We start from the raw sequence: 17,516 nt of genomic DNA, 5'->3' as shown, positions 1-17,516 counted from the left end.
AATTCTCGCTGCTTCAATTCTAAGTCTCCTGTCAGTCTTGTCTAACAGAAGCCCTCCATTTTTGAAGGGGAAGTCCATTCTCCGCCTTTCCGGTTTTCAGGAACGTCACGCCGCCTGCCGTTCGTCGTCGGCCGCATCGACATCGGCGCCCGGCAGGAACCCCAGCAGCCAGTCGGCCGCCTTGCTCGCCTGAGAAGCGGCGCGCACGATGGCGCGATTGTCCTCGCGCAGCACCTGGAGCCAGGAGCCGATATAGTCGGCATGGCGGACGGTGGGCGTAATGCCGAGCGAGGCGCAGCAGAAGGCCGCGTTGATCTCCGCGACCAACTCCTCGAAGGCATATTTCTTCGAGCCGAAGGAACCCGAGAAGTCGCGGTTCATGCGTGAGGGGTGACCCGTGGCGTGTCCCAGCTCGTGCAGGGCCGTCCTGTGCCAATTGATCGGCTCGAAATACGCATGGGGCGGCGGCACCTGCACATAGTCATGCGCCGGCACATAGAAGGCGCGGTCCCCGCCGATGCGGAAGTCAATGCCAGTTGCCCGGATCAGGGCCTCGACCTGCGGTTCCATGATACCGGGCGGAGGCGGCGGAGCAACAACGGCGATCTCCTCCGGCAGGCCGTCACATTGCGCCGCATTGAAGACCGTGAAGCGCTTGAGGAACGGGATTGCGGCGGCTTCCTCGCCGGTTTCGCGAGCGCGGCGCTTTTCATCTTCCGGCGTGAAGCGGTCGGCATAGACGACGGTGGTGCCGCGTTCGCCCCGGCGGACATTGCCGCCAAACGATAGGGCCTCGCGGAAGGTGAGCCAACTCTGGCCGGGGAAGCCGTGCTGGATCACCGCGCCCCAGAGGATCAGCACATTGATCCCAGAATAGTGCCGCCCGGTTGCGGCGTTCCTCGGCATGGCGAGGGGCGCCTTAGCCGTGGACGTGCCCCAAGGCTGGACCCAGGGGAAGCGACCTGCCTCCAGCTCGGCGATGATCTTGTTGGTGATGTCGTCGTATAGGCTCGCGCGGTCGGAGCCGGCACGCCCGTTGTGGTCATTCCTGAACATCGCGGTTCTCCACGACGGGCGCCGGAGACCTTCTCCAGCCACCAACCCGTCACGGAAATTCCGTCAGCACTCTCCCTCTCAGGGGCGTTGCGGGTCTTCCCGCAGAAGGGGTCGGTCGAGACTGCAGGCTCGATCGCAGGGAAAGGCCTTCCCCCAACAGGTTTCTCTTTCAGACCGATGATCGACCCTAGAATCCGGCCCTGCTAAATTCATGCTTGTCCGGCTTCAACCGGTGCAACATTCGTCGCGCAACATGAGACGGAACATGCTGGTGCATGGCCATCAGGTCGTCGCGGTGGCAATACCGCAGACGCTTTCCACTTCCGCACGGGCATGGCCAGTGACCTTTGGGCCAGACCTGGGAGAGCAACCGCAGGTGATAGAGCAGGCTTTTTCGCCGGTTTGGAATTCCCAGCGCATCCGCGTAGGCCTCTTCGAGACCCGGCGTCCCATGCGCCCTTTCGCCAAACGGCCATTTCCCGGTCTTCTCGAACCAGAACTGCCCGAGAAAATACTCATTAAGCGGGCCATTCAGGAAATTACTGAAAGAGTGGTCCTTGACCATGACCAACCAATTTTCCCAAACCGTAACACAGCAATCGCCATCGGGATTGATGTGGCGATCGGGGTTTCGCGGAATCCGGCCGCCGACCTCGAAAACGCGCGGCTCGAAACGGGGATAATGGTCGGTTAGCTCTATTTTGATGTAAAATTCGGCGATGGGCCCGTCCGGTGCCGAAACGACATCCTTCTCAAATACGAGATAGGTGCCCTCGACATTGATCGATTGACCGTCAGCCGAGGCGTGAAGCTTCGGCTGGTCAAAGGCAATGGCGCTCCTGACTTCCTCCAGCGTGAGCAATTTCGTGGACCGGTTATGCTCTCGCCCAAGGCTTGGATTGCGATCCCGTGCGATTGATCTGTTCGACGGCGCGCTCGGCGCGCTCCATGTCCTCTATGCGGGAGGCATCCGTTGCAATGGCCGGGGCCGCGAGGCCAGCAGCAGCAACGGGCAGCATCGCTGCGATGGTGTGGTCGACGAGCTTGGGACCAAGATGCTCGCGGAGCAGTTCGGGCATCTTGTCGAACGTATTGGCCCGCAGATAGAGCGCAAAATCCTGCCGGGCCTGATTGAGCCAGCGGTAGAAATTGTCTCGCTTTTTGCGCTCTTCCGCCCATTTGTCCGCGAAGTTTTCGGCTGGGTTGACGGGGTTGACCACCCAGGCGATGCCGCTGCGATCCTCGATATAGCGGTCCATACCGGTCAGAATGCTTTGCAGCGCCGTCGAGATGGTGGCTTCCTCGTTATAGGCATGGGCCGCCAGCGTCGTAATGATGATCGAGATCGGCTTATGTTCGCAGTCATCGGCAAACATGCAGTCGCGATGCCGCTTCAGAAGCTGGATCGAGCGCTGCAGCGGTGTCTTGACCTTGTAGTCGGGGATGTCGTCAACGCTGGCGGTGATCCGCTCGCGCTTTGCCAGCGCGTGCTTGGCCTCGATCAGACGCACCTGCATCCGACTGCGGAACCAGGCCGCAAAACCGGTCGGATTGCTCTGAGGCCAATCTTCGGTCGGCTGATCATAGTGCGGCTGGGTCGTGTCGGTGATCGCGATGGCATGGCCACTCAGCGCCCCATCATGCGCGAGCGCACGATACCCCTGCTCAAAGAGCTTAGTCTGAAAGCGGTGTGCGTCCGGCAGGGCAGGCAAAATATCCATGTGGAACTGCGCGCCGGCAGCGTAGTTCAGCCTCCAGCAGCGGCGATGCTCCTCAGGATCCGACATGCTGTGTGCCTGGGCGTACAGCGCGATCTCATAGCCGACGGCTTCCTTCAGGCTCTTTTGCGTGAACTCGGCCTTGGAGCCTTCAAGCCGGCACACGAGATCGACATCATATTCCTCAGCATCGGTGAACGGTCGCGTCACCGTGCCTAGCAGGAAGGAACCCTGCGGCGAAATCGCCGGATCATACTCGGCGATGGTGGACTCCGGCCGGTCAAGCCAGTTGCCGATCGCTTCGTAACGGCTTTTCGCCTCTTCGAATTTAGACGGGGGAATATCGAGTGCCTCCGCCATCGCTTCGAGGACATCGTCGTGCGTCGTCGCAAATCTCTTGTCATGCACAGTCATGGCATCACCTGTAATGAGGGACGAATTCCTCGGCCGGCTTGGCGAAGAATTGCGGTTGAAGGATAGGTTTCTGAATGCGCGCCTCGGCGAAGGCCCGGTCTTTCAGGCTGCGGATTCGGCTTGTGTCATCGAGGGAGTAGAACCCGTCCGGCACCGGCTGGGAGACGCGATAGATGGCGCGCCGCTCATGCGGATCGCCCGTGAGAATTTGAGCGATGCCAAGCGAGCCATGCGACTGGCCGGCCATGAACAGACTGGCGAGTTGAGGCGCAAGCCTGGCCGCGCCGTAGGCTTCACGAACGACCTTGATGTCTTCGAGGCAACCGATGCTGAGGACCCGAATATCTTCCGCCGGCCAGCCCAACGTCGCTATTGCTTCCACGACGGCGATGCCGGTCGGATTGTTGGCCCAGAGCCCGCCATCGACCAGCCCAACATCATTGGCTGTGACGTGCTGCGCGAAGTATGTCGGCGCGGCAGCGGTGGCCATCGCCGCATCGATCGCAAGTTCCTTGTAGTCGGTCCTGAGGCGCGGATGATGGGCGGTCTTAAAGATGTAGACGCCTTGCGTCTGGGGATGCCAGGCGGGGATCACCAGACGAGTGCGGGCGTCGCCGAGTTTGCGATCCCCCAGCACGTCATAGAGCGCGTCGTGCAGGGGTTGCGGACTATACTTTGGTCCCCAAAGCAGCCAGCGCCCGGTCCGAAAACGCCGGCCGAGCCAACCCGCGACGCCGCCGCGCGTCTGCGCGAAGATTGCCGGCCCCTTGTCCTCGTAGAGCTTGAGAATGTCTGCCGCGGGCAACCCAAGCGCCAGTCCGATGGCTATGATGCCGCCGGTGGAGGTGCCGGAGATCAGGTCGAAATAGCGACCGATCGGCTGGCCGAGATCCTGTTCGAGATTGGCCAAGAACGCCGCCGGGAAGGTGCCGCGAATGCCGCCTCCGTCGATTGTCAGGATCCGTTTCAATGTCGTGGCCTCCCGCCCGCGCCTAGTGCTTCTTGTCGCGCGGCGGATTCGGGTCATTGCCGGGCGGCACGGTGTCGGAGTCGCGCCAGCGGCCATCACGCCCCTGGATACGGACCTCGCCACCACCGAGGTTGCGAACCGTCTGCTTAGCTGCCTGTTCGGCTGCACGCTGTGTGGAATGAACGCTGCTTGCGCGCTCGCCGCTGGGCGCCTTCACGGCCCAACCCTTGGGGTGCTTGGTGACGTACCTGTCGGCCATTTGGAATCTCCTTCATTGTTGACTCGACGACAGGATGCATATATCAACTATACGGATCGGATGTCAATGTCCGTATAGTTTCTAGCCTGATATGAGGATCGCGAGTGCGCTGGGGTGTCGAACAAAGACTTGAGTTCATTGAGTTCCGCCTGTTCTGGGAGGGCTCAATCAATCGCGCCGATATCGTGGATTTTTTCGGCGTCTCAGTTCCTCAGGCATCGAAGGATCTGACGCTCTATCAAGAGCGGGCGCCGGGAAACGTGGAGTATGACACGCGCGCCAAGCGCTATGTTGCCGCCGAGAAGTTTGTCCTGCGCTTCAACGACCCTGATCCGTATGTCTATCTGGCCCAGCTCCGTTCGGTGGCCGAGGGCACCGTGCCCGCCCACGATTCTTGGATCGCCACGGTCCCCATGGCCGACGTCGCGCTGACCCCGAAACGGGACATCGGCATGGAGGTCTTGCGCAGAATCCTCGATGCCGTGCGCGATGGTGTCTCCGTGGACATCTTCTACCAGTCGATGAACCGTGTACGCCCGGATCCAATCTGGCGCCGGATCACGCCGCATGCCTTCGGCTATGACGGTTTCCGTTGGCATACCCGCGCCTATTGTCATCTTGAGCACAAGTTCAAAGACTTCCTCCTGCCTCGCATATTGGAGGTGGGAGACAAGGGGAAGCCGGGCGCGACCGGCGAGCAGGACTGGCTCTGGAACAATTATTTCGATGTCATGATCGGACCGCATCCCGATCTGACCGTGAGCCAGCAGAAAGTTGTCGCCAAGGATTACGGGTTTGAGCACGGCAACGGCGTCCTTTCTGTCCGCTACGCAATGCTCTTCTATGTTCTCAAACGACTTGGACTGCTTAATGATGCTGCCAAGCAGAGCGCTCGCACACAGCATATTGTAACAATAAACCGCAAAGAAACTGAAGCCGCGCTTGAGAAGGCGGAACTTCAGTTATGACGGCATGGGGGAGCCAGGACTGATGGGGGCAAGGCTAGAGGATATCAAGAACGGGGCGTCGGTTCGCGGCATTGCGTCCGCGCAGCCGGCTGAGGTGGTGTCGGTCGACTGGATCGGCGACCAGGCGATCAACGTCGTTTACCGTAATCACAACGGGACCGTTGCTGAAGCGGTTCTCTACCGAGATGACGAGCATCGCCTGGAGGTCGAGCAAAACGGACGGCCATGGTCGTTCGACGCCGATGGCGCGTTGCTGCGCTTGGTGACTGAGGCCAATCGCATTAAGCTCGCGCATTATTTCGATCCGTATCTCGCGATCCACACCAGTCTTGTTGAACCGCTGCCGCATCAGATTTCAGCGGTCTATGGTGAGATGTTGCCGCGCCAACCCCTGCGTTTTCTGCTTGCGGACGATCCAGGCGCCGGCAAGACGATCATGGCTGGCCTGCTCATCAAGGAACTCATCGCGCGCAGCGACCTGGAGCGTTGTCTCGTGGTCGCGCCCGGCAGCCTGGTCGAGCAGTGGCAGGACGAACTCGGCCAGAAATTCAATCTCGAGTTCGACATCCTCACCCGCGACATGATCGAGACGTCGCGGTCGGGCAATCCGTTCAATGATCGCGATCGGCTGATCGTTCGTCTCGACGTGCTGGCGCGCAATGAAGAGCTGCAGGAAAAGCTCATGAGCGCGCGCGAGTGGGATCTGATCATTTGCGATGAAGCGCATCGCATGTCCGCGACCTATTTCGGCGGCGAGGTCAAATATACACGGCGCTATCAGGTCGGCCAGAAGCTCGGCCAGGTCTGCCGGCATCTTCTGCTTATGTCGGCGACGCCGCACAACGGCAAGGAAGAGGATTTTCAGCTTTTCATGGCGCTGCTCGACGGGGATCGTTTCGAGGGACGGTTCCGCGACGGCGTTCATTATGCCGACACAGAAGACATGATGCGGCGCCTGACCAAGGAGGAATTGCTCAAGTTCGACGGCCGGCCCCTCTTTCCCGAGCGCCGCGCGCGCACGGTCAAATACCAGCTCTCGGACGGCGAGGCCGCGCTCTATGCCGCCGTTACCGAATATGTCCGTACCGAGATGAACCGTGTGCTGCGCTTCGCCGAGGGCGACGGCAAAAAGCGCAACAATGTCGGGTTCGCGTTGCAGATTCTACAGCGGCGGCTCGCTTCGTCGCCGGCCGCCATCTACCAATCGCTGAAGCGCCGCCGGGAGCGGTTGGAGACCGAGCTGGGTGAGGCGCGTCTTGCCACCAAAGGAAAACGGGCCGGGATCGCAGAGCCATCGGTCAATGCGGACGTGCTCGGCAACATCGATGAATATGGCCAGGAGGAGATCGACGAGCTCGAAGAGCTGATCTCGACGGGCGCAACCACAGCCGAGACGGTCGAGCAGCTCGCGCTGGAAGTCGAGACGCTGAAGGGTCTGGAGTCGATGGCTTTGGGCGTTCTGCGCTCCGGCGTCGATACGAAATGGACCCAGCTCAATCGCATTCTCGACGACGATCTGATGGTCGACGCGGCTGGCAATCGTCGCAAGCTGATCATCTTTACCGAGCCCAAAGACACGCTCCATTACCTGCTCGACAAGGTACGGGCGCGCCTCGGCAATCCCGAGGCGGTGGATGTGATTCATGGCGGCGTGTCGCGCGAGGAGCGCCGTAAGGTGATCGAGCGCTTCATGCAGGACAAGGATCTGCTCGTCCTGATCGCCAATGATGCTGCCGGCGAAGGTGTGAATCTTCAGCGCGGCCATCTGATGGTCAACTACGATCTGCCTTGGAATCCCAACAAGATCGAGCAGCGCTTCGGCCGCATCCACCGCATCGGTCAGACCGAGGTTTGTCACCTGTGGAATCTCGTCGCCGCCGACACACGCGAGGGCGAGGTCTATGGCCGCCTCCTCGAAAAGCTGGAGGCGGCACGGGAAGCGCTGGGCGGCCGCGTCTATGACGTGCTTGGTGAACTCTTCGAGGGCACAGCCCTGAGAGACCTTCTCTTCCAGGCGATTCAATATGGCGAGCAGGAGGATGTGAAGGCGCGGCTCTTCCAACAGGTTGATGGCGCGGTCGATCAGACGCATCTGCTCGAACTGCTCCGACGGCGCGCGCTTACCAACGACACCATGCCCGAGGCCAGGGTCGAGGAACTGCGGCTCGAGATGGAGCGGGCAGAAGCGCTGCGGCTTCAGCCACACCACATCCAGAGCTTCTTCGTCGAAGCGTTCCAGCAGCTCGGCGGCCGTCTCAAGCGCCGCGAGGAAGGACGTTGGGAGGTAACCCATGTCCCGGTACGCATCCGCGAGCGCGATCGCCAGATCGGCACCGGCGCGCCAATCCAGAAGCAGTATGAGCGGATATGCTTTGAGAAGAGTCTGATCAACCAGCAGCCCGTTGCGGCTTTCGTGTGCCCCGGACACCCGCTGCTGGAAGCCGTGATCAGCCTCATCCGCGAGCAGTATGAGCAGATCATGCGTCAGGGCGCGATCCTGGTCGATGAAACCGATCCAGGCGACGCGCTCTCGGCCGTCTTCCTTCTGGAGCATACTGTTCAGGACGGCCGCACGACGAGCGCCGGCAAGCCGCATGTGATTTCGCAGCGGCTCCAGTTCGCTGCGATCGACAAGGCTGGCAAGGTGGTCAATGCCGGCATCGCGCCGCACCTTAACCTTCGCCCGGCCAAGGCCGAGGAGATCGACGCCGTCCGTGACCTACTCGACGAGAGCTGGCTGACGAGCGAGCTGGAGAAGACGGCCATTCGCTTCGCCACGGTGGAGCTGGCGCAGGGGCATGTCGCGGAAGTTAAGGCGCGTCGCCTGCCTGAAATCGAGAAGGTCGAGCGTGAGGTCCGCGCTCGGCTCAAGAAGGAGATCAATTACTGGGACTCGCGAGCATTCGAACTGAAGGAGGAAGAGAAGGCCGGCAAGAAGACGCGGCTCAATTGGCAGAACGCCCAGCGCCGGGCAGAGGATCTGGCCGAGCGCCAGAAGCGCCGGATGGATCAGCTTGAACAGGAGCGTTTCGTATCGTCGCAGCCGCCGCGTGTGCGCGGCGGAATGGTGGTCATTCCGCGCGGTCTTCTGGATGCGCGTCAGGCACCGAGCATCCCGAGCCATTTCGCGGAGGATCCTGCGGCTCGAAAAGTCATCGAGCTCGCCGCGATGGAAGCGGTCATGGCGGCGGAGCGCGGCTTGGGGCATGCGCCCGTCGATGTTTCCGCTCAGAAGATCGGATACGACATCGCCTCGCACGATCCGAAGTCAGGTCATCTGCGTTTCATCGAGGTAAAGGGCCGCGTCGACGGAGCGGACTCCGTGATGATCACACGGCAGGAGGTCATCACCTCGCTGCACGAGCCGGAGAAGTTCATTCTGGCCGTTGTCCCGGTCACCGGCGGCTTCGCCCATGAGCCGCGCTATGTGCGCGGCCCTCTTGTCGAGCGTGAGCCATCCTTTCTCGAAACGGCGATTCAGTTCCACCTGCCGCGCCTGCTCGAGCGTGCGGAGGCGCCGCGATGAGAGTCACCAAAGGACTGATCATCGCCGATCCCTGGATTGGCTACGTTCTTGGCGGGACCAAAGACTGGGAAATGCGCGCGTCGGGGGCGTCGCATCGCGGCTGGTTCGGTCTGATCCGTAAAGGCACCGGGGCGGTCTATGGTGTGGCGAGGTTGATCGAGGTCGGCGCGCCGCTAGCGCCAGCGGAGATGATCGCCACTTTTGAACATCACCGCATTCCCGAGGACATGATCCGCTCGGGCGAAGTCGCGAAATGGAACACGCCCTGGAAGCTGGCCGATGTGCGTCGGCTCGACCGTCCGGTTCCCTACCGGCACAAGAGTGGAGCCGTGACCTGGGTCGAGTTGGACGACGCGGCCATCGCTGGGATTGCCAGCCAGTTCGAAGCCGAGGCCACGGCCACCAATCCGGCAATGCCGATGGCCGCAGCTTCGCGTCGTGATCGGTTCGGCAGCGCCGAAACGGTGAAAGTCGATGTCTCCCAGCGCGGCCAAAAGCTGCATATCGACATTGAGCGGGATGACGGGAAGCCAGGCGTTGCCGCACCGGCAGGCATGAGCCCATCGGCTGCGACAGTTCAGGCCGCACGGCCGCTGAAGCGACCGGCAACCGCCGCTTCGCGGTCAGCGGCGGGACGTGTGGTCGGTGAAGTGGAGATCACCGACGGGAACATCACGAATAACCACATCTATCTGCGCTCGTTCTTCGACCGCTTTCCGGCCGATGCCATAGGCGGTTCCAACAAGGCGACGCGGGCCAAGCGCGACCTGACGATCGATTGGGGCGGCGGCGAGCCGGTCCAGACCGATCTCGACGGCCAGAAGAAATTCTTCCGAGCGCGAGGTTGGATCGGCGCCTTTTATCAATTGCATCGCGCCCGGACCGGGGATCGCGTCGTGGTCGAGGAGGTCGCCCCCTATCGCTATCGCGTCAGCCTCAAGCGTTACGGATTGCAAGGGAGGGCATCGTGATGGAGATCAAGGATTTCGCCATTCTTGCCCCGGTCCCGCTAGAACATCTTCAGTCCGGCGTCGATATCGCGCAAAAGTCCGGCTTCGTCGCTTTTGGTTCGCGCAAGTGGGAGTTGTTCCGCCAGGTCGACGAACTGCGTGGCGGCGCGCGCGTTCCGGTCCTGATCTATCCCTCGCACGAGGATGTGCCTGCCAAGGACAGTTTCATCGTGTCGTGGGTCGGCTGGTACGTCGGCAGCGAGGAAAGCGGCAACGGCAAACATTCCCAGGGCATGGCACATCGTCCGCCGACGACAGGCCAATATGCCTCGGACAACCGGGGGCATTGGGCGGTATTCTGGCATGTACGCGACCTCCGTGAGCTGCCTGCAGCGCAACGCTTGCCGATTTCCGCCATCCAGACGGTCAAGGGCGGTTGGCGCAAGAGCGCCCCGCCGCGCGGACCCGAGCTGGTTGCCATGCCATCGGCGCTGGAGTTGCCGCTGTGACCGTGGAGAGCCAAATAGCTGCCGCGGTCGTCGGCCCGCCAAGCTACTTTCATTCGATTCAAGATCGCGCAGCCAAACGTTGGGACCAGCTCGAGGCAGACCCAGAGCTTGCCGGCCCGTGGCACCAGCTCTTCAAGCAGGTGCAGAGCCCGCGCCATATCCTCTCCGAGCTGCTCCAGAATGCCGACGATGCCGGCGCCAGCGAAGCGCGTGTATCGATCGAGAATGATCGCTTTGTGTTCGAGCACAATGGCGAGGACTTCATCGAGGCCCATTTCGCGTCGATCTGCCGTTTCGGCTATTCGAACAAGCGCGCGCTCCACACGATCGGGTTTCGCGGTATCGGGTTCAAGAGCACCTTCAGCCTCGGCGATCGGGTGGAGCTCTTCACACCGAGTTTGGCGGTCGCCTTTGAGCGTAGCCGGTTTACGGAGCCGCATTGGATCGACGGCAGGCAGCCTACGGCCGGGACTACGCGGGTCGAAGTGGCCATTGCCGATGCCTTGCTGCGCCGGGAGGTCGAGAAGAATCTCGATGAATGGCTGAAGAGCCCGGTATCGCTGCTTTTCTTCAAGCGGATCCGCCGATTACAGATCGGCGACAAGGTGGTGCATTGGCAGAGTCTTGGCCCTGGTCCGATTGCCGATAGCGAATGGATGGCGCTCGACGACAAGGCCGACGATCCCTTCCTGCTCGTGCGGTCGGCCGAAGAGGCCTTTCCCGACGAGGCGCTCGATGAGATCCGCAAGGAGCGAATGCTCGGCGCGGAAGATGGTGGAGATTTCCCGCCCTGCCGGGTCGAGATCGTGCTGGGTGCGAAAGGCCGACTCTATGTCGTGCTGCCGACTGGCGTAGAAACGACACTCCCGTTCGCATGCAATGCACCGTTTATCCAGGATCCGGCGCGTCTCAAGATCAAGGACCCGGAGACATCGCCAACGAACCGTTGGCTCTTGAAGCGCGCGGGCGAACTCGCAGCCAAGGCGATGGTTGAGTGGCTCGAACAGTCTCAAACCGGCACTTCGGATCGGGCGGCGGCCTATCGTCTACTTCCCGACGTCGACCGGGAGGCAAGCACGCTTGAGGGTGCCTGCGCAGCCATCGCCGAGCTGGCTTTCGCGGATGCGATCGATGGCAAACGGATCTTGCTGACCGATGATGGCGATCTGGTTGCCGCGGAAGCGGCGATCATCATTCCTCTGCCGATCTTCGACATCTGGTCGGCCGAACAGGCGATGGCATTGTTGGACGAGAAGTCTCGTCCGGCTTTGTGCCGGCATGTGGCGATCGCGGACCGAACCAAGCTGATCAACTGGAACATGCTTGAGGAGTTCTCGAAGGATGATCTATTAGATCGACTGCGGGACCGGCATCTGCCTCGTCCCTCCTCCTGGCGGCATCTGCTGAACCTTTGGGCCTACATTGCGCCCGAGGTGACGGGTTGGCAGTGCCACGACGCCGATTGCCTTCGCATCGTTCCTGTTCAGGGCAAGGAAGTGCTCTATTCTGCATCTGAAGTGGTGCGGCTGGGCGAGAAGAAGCTGCTCCAGTCGGATGAGGACTGGGAGTTTCTCGCACAGCACTTGATCGTTCTCAATCAAAACTGGACGCGCTTTCTAGCGGAGCAACGCCGCGACAAAGGCGAACCGGCTGGCGGACGAGGGGATGGCGTCGAGGCTGCTTTTGCGGTTCTAGACGAGATCGGGCTCGATGGGACCAGTGACGTCAACGCGGTTGTCGAGCGGGTGGCGGCCGATTTTTTTGGCTCTGGAGATATCAAGCTGGCCGAATGTGTTCAGCTTGCCCAGATCGCGGCAAAGCTAGGCGCGACGGTTGGAGACGCTTTCCGCTTCGCCTGCGCCGACAAGAAGCTTCGGCCCGTTTCAAAGACCATCTTGTTTGATGACAGCGGGGCGCTCGATGAGCTCCTGCCGCCAGCGCTGAAGCAGACCCAGCTCTTACATTCTGAATATGTCTCTGAGTTTCGGTCATGCTCGAAGGAGGATTGGCTTCAATGGGTCTCGTCTAGCAAGGCGGGCCTGAAATCGTTTCCGCCACTGGTTGAGATGCGCACCCTTTCCGGGAGGCAGCGCTCTCTTGAAGACGAGCTGAAGAGGCGCGGCTTCGCTGGCCGTATCGAGTTTCGCTACAAGGATCCGTGGTTCTACATCGTTGATTGGGATTTCGAGTCTGATGTATGGGCCTATTGGAACCGCCTCGCAAAGGATGACCCCACAATATGGGTTGCCGTCGCTGAGAAGCTCCTTTCCGAAAAGAGCGATTTCTGGTCGCCAAAGATGTCTGCTCGTGTTGTCGAGGAGGCGTCCAACGGGAATCAAAGAACGGTTCTGCGTCGAGATATTAGACCCATGTGGGCCTTTCGGCTTAGCGATTTGCCGTGCCTGCGCGACGCCCGCGGTTACGTTCAAAAGCCGATAGACCTGCTGAGACGAACTCCCGAGACGGAGGCATTGCTCGACGTCGAATCCTTCGTCCATGGTCTGTTCGACCGGGAAACGACGCGGCCACTGCTCGATCTGCTCGGCGTCCGCAGCACGCCGAGCGGGCCAGGCCGATTGCTCGACCGGCTGCGCGCGCTTGCGAAATCGGACAAGGCCCCGGCTCATGAGATCGAGAAATGGTATCGCCGTCTCGACCAGATGTTTGACGGTGCTTCCACGGTGGACGCGCAGAGTATCAGGGACGCTTTCAGGGCTGAGAAACTGATCCTCGCGCAGGACGGGACTTGGGTAACATCGAGCGGTGTCTTCCTGGCCGGAGACGAGGAGGATGTTCCAGGCGCAGCGGTTGTCCGCGCCTCTGTGCTCGATCTCAGCCTGTGGCATCGCATCGGCGTGGCCGATCGTCCCTCAGCCGACTTGGCGCTGCAATGGCTCGGTACATTGGCTTCGGGGAAGGCACTGTCGGCCGACGACGCCCGCCGTGTTCGTACGCTGCTGGTCCGATACCCGATCCGCATCTGGGAAGAGTGCGGCCATTGGGTGAACCTACTGGGCGAATGGGTGCCGGCTGACAGGCTCGCCTACGCGCTAAGCATGCCAACCCTGTTCCGATGGAGTCACCTGCACGATTGGGTCAAGCGCAAGACAGCCGACCTTCAACGCTTGCAGGCGGAGACCGTACAGGCGCTGCCGTTCTCTGCGCTTCCAGCGCTGTCGGACCTGGTCGAGGAACAATTTAACCAGCCATCACTGTTGGCTGCGATGGAAGAGCGCCACAACTGGCTGTCGGCGTTCGGAACGCAGCTTGGACGGATCGAGCTTGCCGGTCCTGACGATACCGAGCGGGTGCGAGCACTGGCGGAAGCGATCGCGGCAACGAGCTGGGTCCAGACGCCCAAGCTGGAGGTCATTCCCTATCTCGATGGCGTGCCCGCTGGCACGGCACGGCTCACGGACATCCTGTGGCTTGACGGAAAGCTGTTCGTCAGCCCGCTATCGAAGGCCAAACTCGCGAAGCGTGTGCCCGAGGAGATCGGCAAGAGCCTGAGCGCTGATATTCGCGCGGCTCTAGCCTATGCTTTTGAACGGTCACCCGAAGATATCAGGGCGTATCTCGAAGAGAATTTCACGCTTGGCCCTGAGCAGAAAACGACGACGCCGGAGACCGCTGGTGCACCGGATATTTCGTCGGCGGAGGATGTGATCGAAGACGATTTCTCGGATACCAGCGACCGGGCGGGAGACGCTGGCGCTGATCTCCCCGGCATCGGACTGGAGTTGTCCGAAGATGACGAGCCAGCAGAACCGACCAAGCCTGAGCCGCCGCAGGATCAGCCCGATGAAGGCCTGCTAGCGGAACCAGTCAAAGTCAGTCAGTCGCGCCCTCGGGCGAAACCGCCACGATCTAGCGTCATGGCGCGCTTCGCGTTGACCCAAGGTTATAAGGCGGATGGCGATGATCGCTTCTTCCATTCGGATGGGAGCTGGATCGGGCGTGCCAACGGCGCGAGGTTCCCGTGGGAGCACCGTTCAGCGAGCGGTGAGATTCTGCGCCACTACTATCCGAAAGAGCACTGCTTGGAACGCGATCCGCTCCAGCTTGATGCCGACGTCTGGGCGCTGCTCGACCAGAAGCCGGACACCTACTCATTCATTCTCGTCAACCCAGAGGGTGAACCCGTCGAAATGACGGGAACCCGCCTGCGTGCATTACGCGATGGCGGAGAAGTCACTATTCACCCCGCAACATATAGGCTGGTTTATGACCTCGATTAACAACTACAAAAAGAAACTCATCGAGGTTGCCATTCCCCTCGAAGCGATCAACGCCGCGTCCGCGCGGGAGAAGTCGATCCGGCACGGGCATCCGTCCACGCTACATCTGTGGTGGGCACGACGGCCGCTGGCTGCGTGCCGGGCGGTGCTGTTCGCTCAGCTCGTGGATGATCCATCGGGCTATACGGATAAGCTGCTGGACGAACCGAAGATCCGCAAGCAGGCAGAGGCGGATCTTGCCGCGCGCCTCAGGGTGTGGCGAGACCGCAAGGCTGGCGCGCAGGGCAGCGTGCCTGACACGCCCGAGCCGACGCTGGAGGATTGCGCGGCAGACATCGAGCGCAAACGACTATTTGAGATCATCGAAGAGTTGGTGCTCTGGGAGAATTCGACGAACGAAGAAGTGCTGGAGCGCGCACGGGCCGAAATCCGGCGTAGCTGCGGCGGCGAGTTGCCGCCGGTCTATGACCCGTTCTCGGGCGGCTGCTCAATTCCGCTGGAGGCGCAGCGTCTCGGCCTGCCCGCCTATGGGTCCGATCTCAATCCGGTCGCGGTGATGATCGGAAAGGCGATGATCGAGATCCCGCCGAAGTTCAAAGACTTGCCTCCGGTTCATCCCGGCATCAAGGAACGGTCGTTCTACCGCAATGCCGAAGGCCTGGCCGAGGATGCCACATACTACGGCGAATGGATGCGGGAGAAGGCGCGGGAGCGCATCGGGCATCTTTACCCACAGGTGGACGTGCCAAAGGAGTACGGCGGCGGCAAAGCGACGGTGATCGCCTGGATTTGGGCGCGAACGGTGCCGAGCCCGGACCCGGCCTTTGCGGATATGCAGGTGCCGATTGCTTCGAGTTTCTTGCTGAGTTCCAAGGAAGGGAAAGAGGCTTGGATCGAACCTGTAGTGGACCGACAGGCTAAGACGATAAAGTATCGCATCCGGCATAACGGCACGAAGGCCGAGATCGCGGCTGCCAAAGAAGGTACAAAAGCTGGGCGCGGTGCAAACTTTCGCTGCCTGGTATCGGGCACAGCAATCACGATGGAGCATGTGCGCCATGCCGCCAAACAGGGCGGCTTGGGGCAACAATTAATCGCCATCGTCGCCAACGGGCATAGGGAGCGCATCTATGTAGCGCCGAACGACGATCAGACTCTGGTCGCGCGCTCTGCTAAAGCTTCCTGGCGACCAGAAATGACTATTTCGCCAGACAGACGTGCTTTCACTCCGCCTGATTATGGAATGGAAACCTTCGGTGACTTGTTCACCGAACGACAGCTCGTCGCGTTGAATACCTATAGCGACCTGGTACATGAGGCGCGCGCTCAAATGGAGGCCGACGCTGGGGGCGTTCTCTCCTCCGACCCAACGCCGCTGCGGGACGGTGGCCTGGGCGCGAAAGCCTATGCCGAAGCAGTCAGCGTGTATTTGGCTTTTGGCGTTAGCAGACTTGCGGACATCCAAAATTCACTGTGCCGATGGGAGTCCTCTAAGACCCAAGTTCGGAACTTGTTCGGCCGACAAGCAATTCCGATGATGTGGGATTTCGGCGAGAATAATGTTTTCGCGGACGCTGCCGGCGATTATCGAACAAGCCTTAAGAGTATCATAAAAGTTATTGAGAGGTTTTTTCCTGGTGGTGAAGGCTTTGAAACCAATCATGATGCGCAAACGGTGGTTTATCCGGCAAATTCGGTTATTTCTACAGATCCACCTTACTACGATAATATCGGCTACGCCGATCTGTCGGATTTTTTCTTTTGTTGGCTCAAGCCAGTTTTGCGTTCCATTTATCCAGACATCTTCGGGGTTATTCAGACGCCAAAGTCAGAAGAACTTATCGCCGCTCCTTATCGGCAGGGTGGGCGAGAAGCGGCTGAGGCATTCTTCCTAGACGGAATGCGCAGGGCCATTGCCAATATGTCCCGGCAGTCGTCTGCTCATTTTCCCGCCGCGATATACTACGCCTTCAAGCAAAGTGAGGTTGCGCAGGAAGGTATAAGCTCGACAGGTTGGGCGACCTTCCTTCAAGCGGTTCTCGATGCAGGGTATTCTGTGGTCAGCACCTGGCCAATGCGCACTGAATTGGCAAACCGAATGCGCGGCCAGGAAAGCAACGCACTCGCCAATTCGGTCGTCCTCGTCTGCCGTAAGAAGGAAGCTACAGCCGAGGTTATCACCCGGGCCGAGTTCATTCGCGCCCTAAAACGCGAACTACCACCAGCGATTGCCGAACTTCAAGTTGCCAACATCGCGCCTGCCGACATGCCTCAATCGGCTATTGGCCCGGGCATGGGCGTCTTCTCGCGCTACAAAGCCGTTCTCGAATCCGACGATAGCCCGATGAGCGTGAAGACTGCGCTCCAGCTTATCAATCGGGAGCTAGACGAATATCTCGGCGGCATTCAGGGCGAATTCGACGCCGATACGCGCTTCGCCATCACCTGGTTTGAGCAGAATGGGAATGGGAAGGGCGACTATGGCGTTGCTGATAATCTCGCCCGTGCGCGCGGCATCTCGGTCGAAAGCGTCAAACACGCCAAGATCGTTGAAAGCGCCGCCGGCAAGGTGCGCATCCTGACGCGCGATGAGATCGACGACGATTGGGAACCGGAGAGCGACCGCCACCTGACGGTGTGGGAATGTCTCCAGCATCTCGTCAAGGTTCATGAGAAGGACGGCCTGTCTCACGATACAGCCGTCTTGCTGAAGAAGATCAACACACAGGCCGAAGCCGTGAAGGACCTTGCCTATTGCCTCTACGACATCAGCGCCAACAAGCGGAAGGATGCGAAGGAGGCCACCGCCTACAACGCCCTCATCGCCGACTGGACAGAGCTGACGCGGCAGGCGGCAACAATCCACGACACGAGCGGGGATCGTCAGATCCGGCTGGACATTTAAGGG

Annotated in this window: 11 protein-coding genes; 6 read left to right on the top strand and 5 right to left on the bottom strand. The window is 60.6% G+C overall.

Annotated elements, in window-relative coordinates:
• Positions 1–105 precede the first annotated feature (105 nt).
• The 5 genes from FIB18_RS21345 to FIB18_RS21325 form a co-directional block, all read right to left on the bottom strand.
• Positions 106–1,056, bottom strand: a complete 951-nt coding sequence (locus tag FIB18_RS21345; RefSeq protein WP_140022631.1) for an ArdC family protein — start codon at positions 1,054–1,056, stop codon at positions 106–108.
• A gap of 187 nt (positions 1,057–1,243) precedes the next feature.
• The gene (locus tag FIB18_RS21340) at positions 1,244–1,918 is read right to left on the bottom strand and encodes an SEC-C domain-containing protein (RefSeq protein WP_140022630.1); all 675 of its coding nucleotides are present in this window, start codon (positions 1,916–1,918) and stop codon (positions 1,244–1,246) included.
• Between the two features lie 13 nt (positions 1,919–1,931).
• Complete coding sequence (locus tag FIB18_RS21335) at positions 1,932–3,188, bottom strand: nucleotidyltransferase domain-containing protein (RefSeq protein ID WP_140022629.1); 1,257 nt, start codon at positions 3,186–3,188, stop codon at positions 1,932–1,934.
• A gap of 4 nt (positions 3,189–3,192) precedes the next feature.
• Positions 3,193–4,158, bottom strand: a complete 966-nt coding sequence (locus tag FIB18_RS21330; protein WP_235894937.1) for a CBASS cGAMP-activated phospholipase — start codon at positions 4,156–4,158, stop codon at positions 3,193–3,195.
• A gap of 22 nt (positions 4,159–4,180) precedes the next feature.
• Positions 4,181–4,417, bottom strand: a complete 237-nt coding sequence (locus FIB18_RS21325; RefSeq protein WP_140022627.1) for a DUF2188 domain-containing protein — start codon at positions 4,415–4,417, stop codon at positions 4,181–4,183.
• Positions 4,418–4,521: 104 nt separating this feature from the next.
• On the opposite strand from FIB18_RS21325, the gene FIB18_RS21320 reads away from it, so the two are divergent.
• The 6 genes from FIB18_RS21320 to FIB18_RS21295 are packed head-to-tail and all read left to right on the top strand — an operon-like array spanning position 4,522 to position 17,513.
• The gene (locus FIB18_RS21320; RefSeq protein ID WP_140022626.1) at positions 4,522–5,385 is read left to right on the top strand and encodes a WYL domain-containing protein; all 864 of its coding nucleotides are present in this window, start codon (positions 4,522–4,524) and stop codon (positions 5,383–5,385) included.
• 22 nt (positions 5,386–5,407) lie between these two features.
• Positions 5,408–8,911, top strand: coding sequence for a helicase-related protein (locus tag FIB18_RS21315; RefSeq protein ID WP_140022625.1), 3,504 nt, complete (start codon positions 5,408–5,410; stop codon positions 8,909–8,911).
• Positions 8,908–9,882, top strand: a complete 975-nt coding sequence (locus FIB18_RS21310) for a hypothetical protein (RefSeq protein ID WP_140022624.1) — start codon at positions 8,908–8,910, stop codon at positions 9,880–9,882. The genes FIB18_RS21315 and FIB18_RS21310 overlap by 4 nt, the downstream gene beginning before the upstream one ends.
• Positions 9,879–10,370, top strand: coding sequence for a hypothetical protein (locus tag FIB18_RS21305; protein ID WP_206667405.1), 492 nt, complete (start codon positions 9,879–9,881; stop codon positions 10,368–10,370). The genes FIB18_RS21310 and FIB18_RS21305 overlap by 4 nt, the downstream gene beginning before the upstream one ends.
• Positions 10,367–14,608, top strand: a complete 4,242-nt coding sequence (locus tag FIB18_RS21300) for a sacsin N-terminal ATP-binding-like domain-containing protein (RefSeq protein WP_140022623.1) — start codon at positions 10,367–10,369, stop codon at positions 14,606–14,608. Before FIB18_RS21305 ends, FIB18_RS21300 begins: the two co-directional genes overlap by 4 nt.
• Positions 14,595–17,513, top strand: coding sequence for a DUF1156 domain-containing protein (locus FIB18_RS21295; protein WP_140022622.1), 2,919 nt, complete (start codon positions 14,595–14,597; stop codon positions 17,511–17,513). Before FIB18_RS21300 ends, FIB18_RS21295 begins: the two co-directional genes overlap by 14 nt.
• Positions 17,514–17,516: the final 3 nt, after the last annotated feature.

It is taken from the genome of Brucella pecoris, from assembly GCF_006376675.1.
Lineage (GTDB): Bacteria > Pseudomonadota > Alphaproteobacteria > Rhizobiales > Rhizobiaceae > Brucella > Brucella pecoris.
This window is presented reverse-complemented; position numbering and strand designations above follow the sequence as displayed.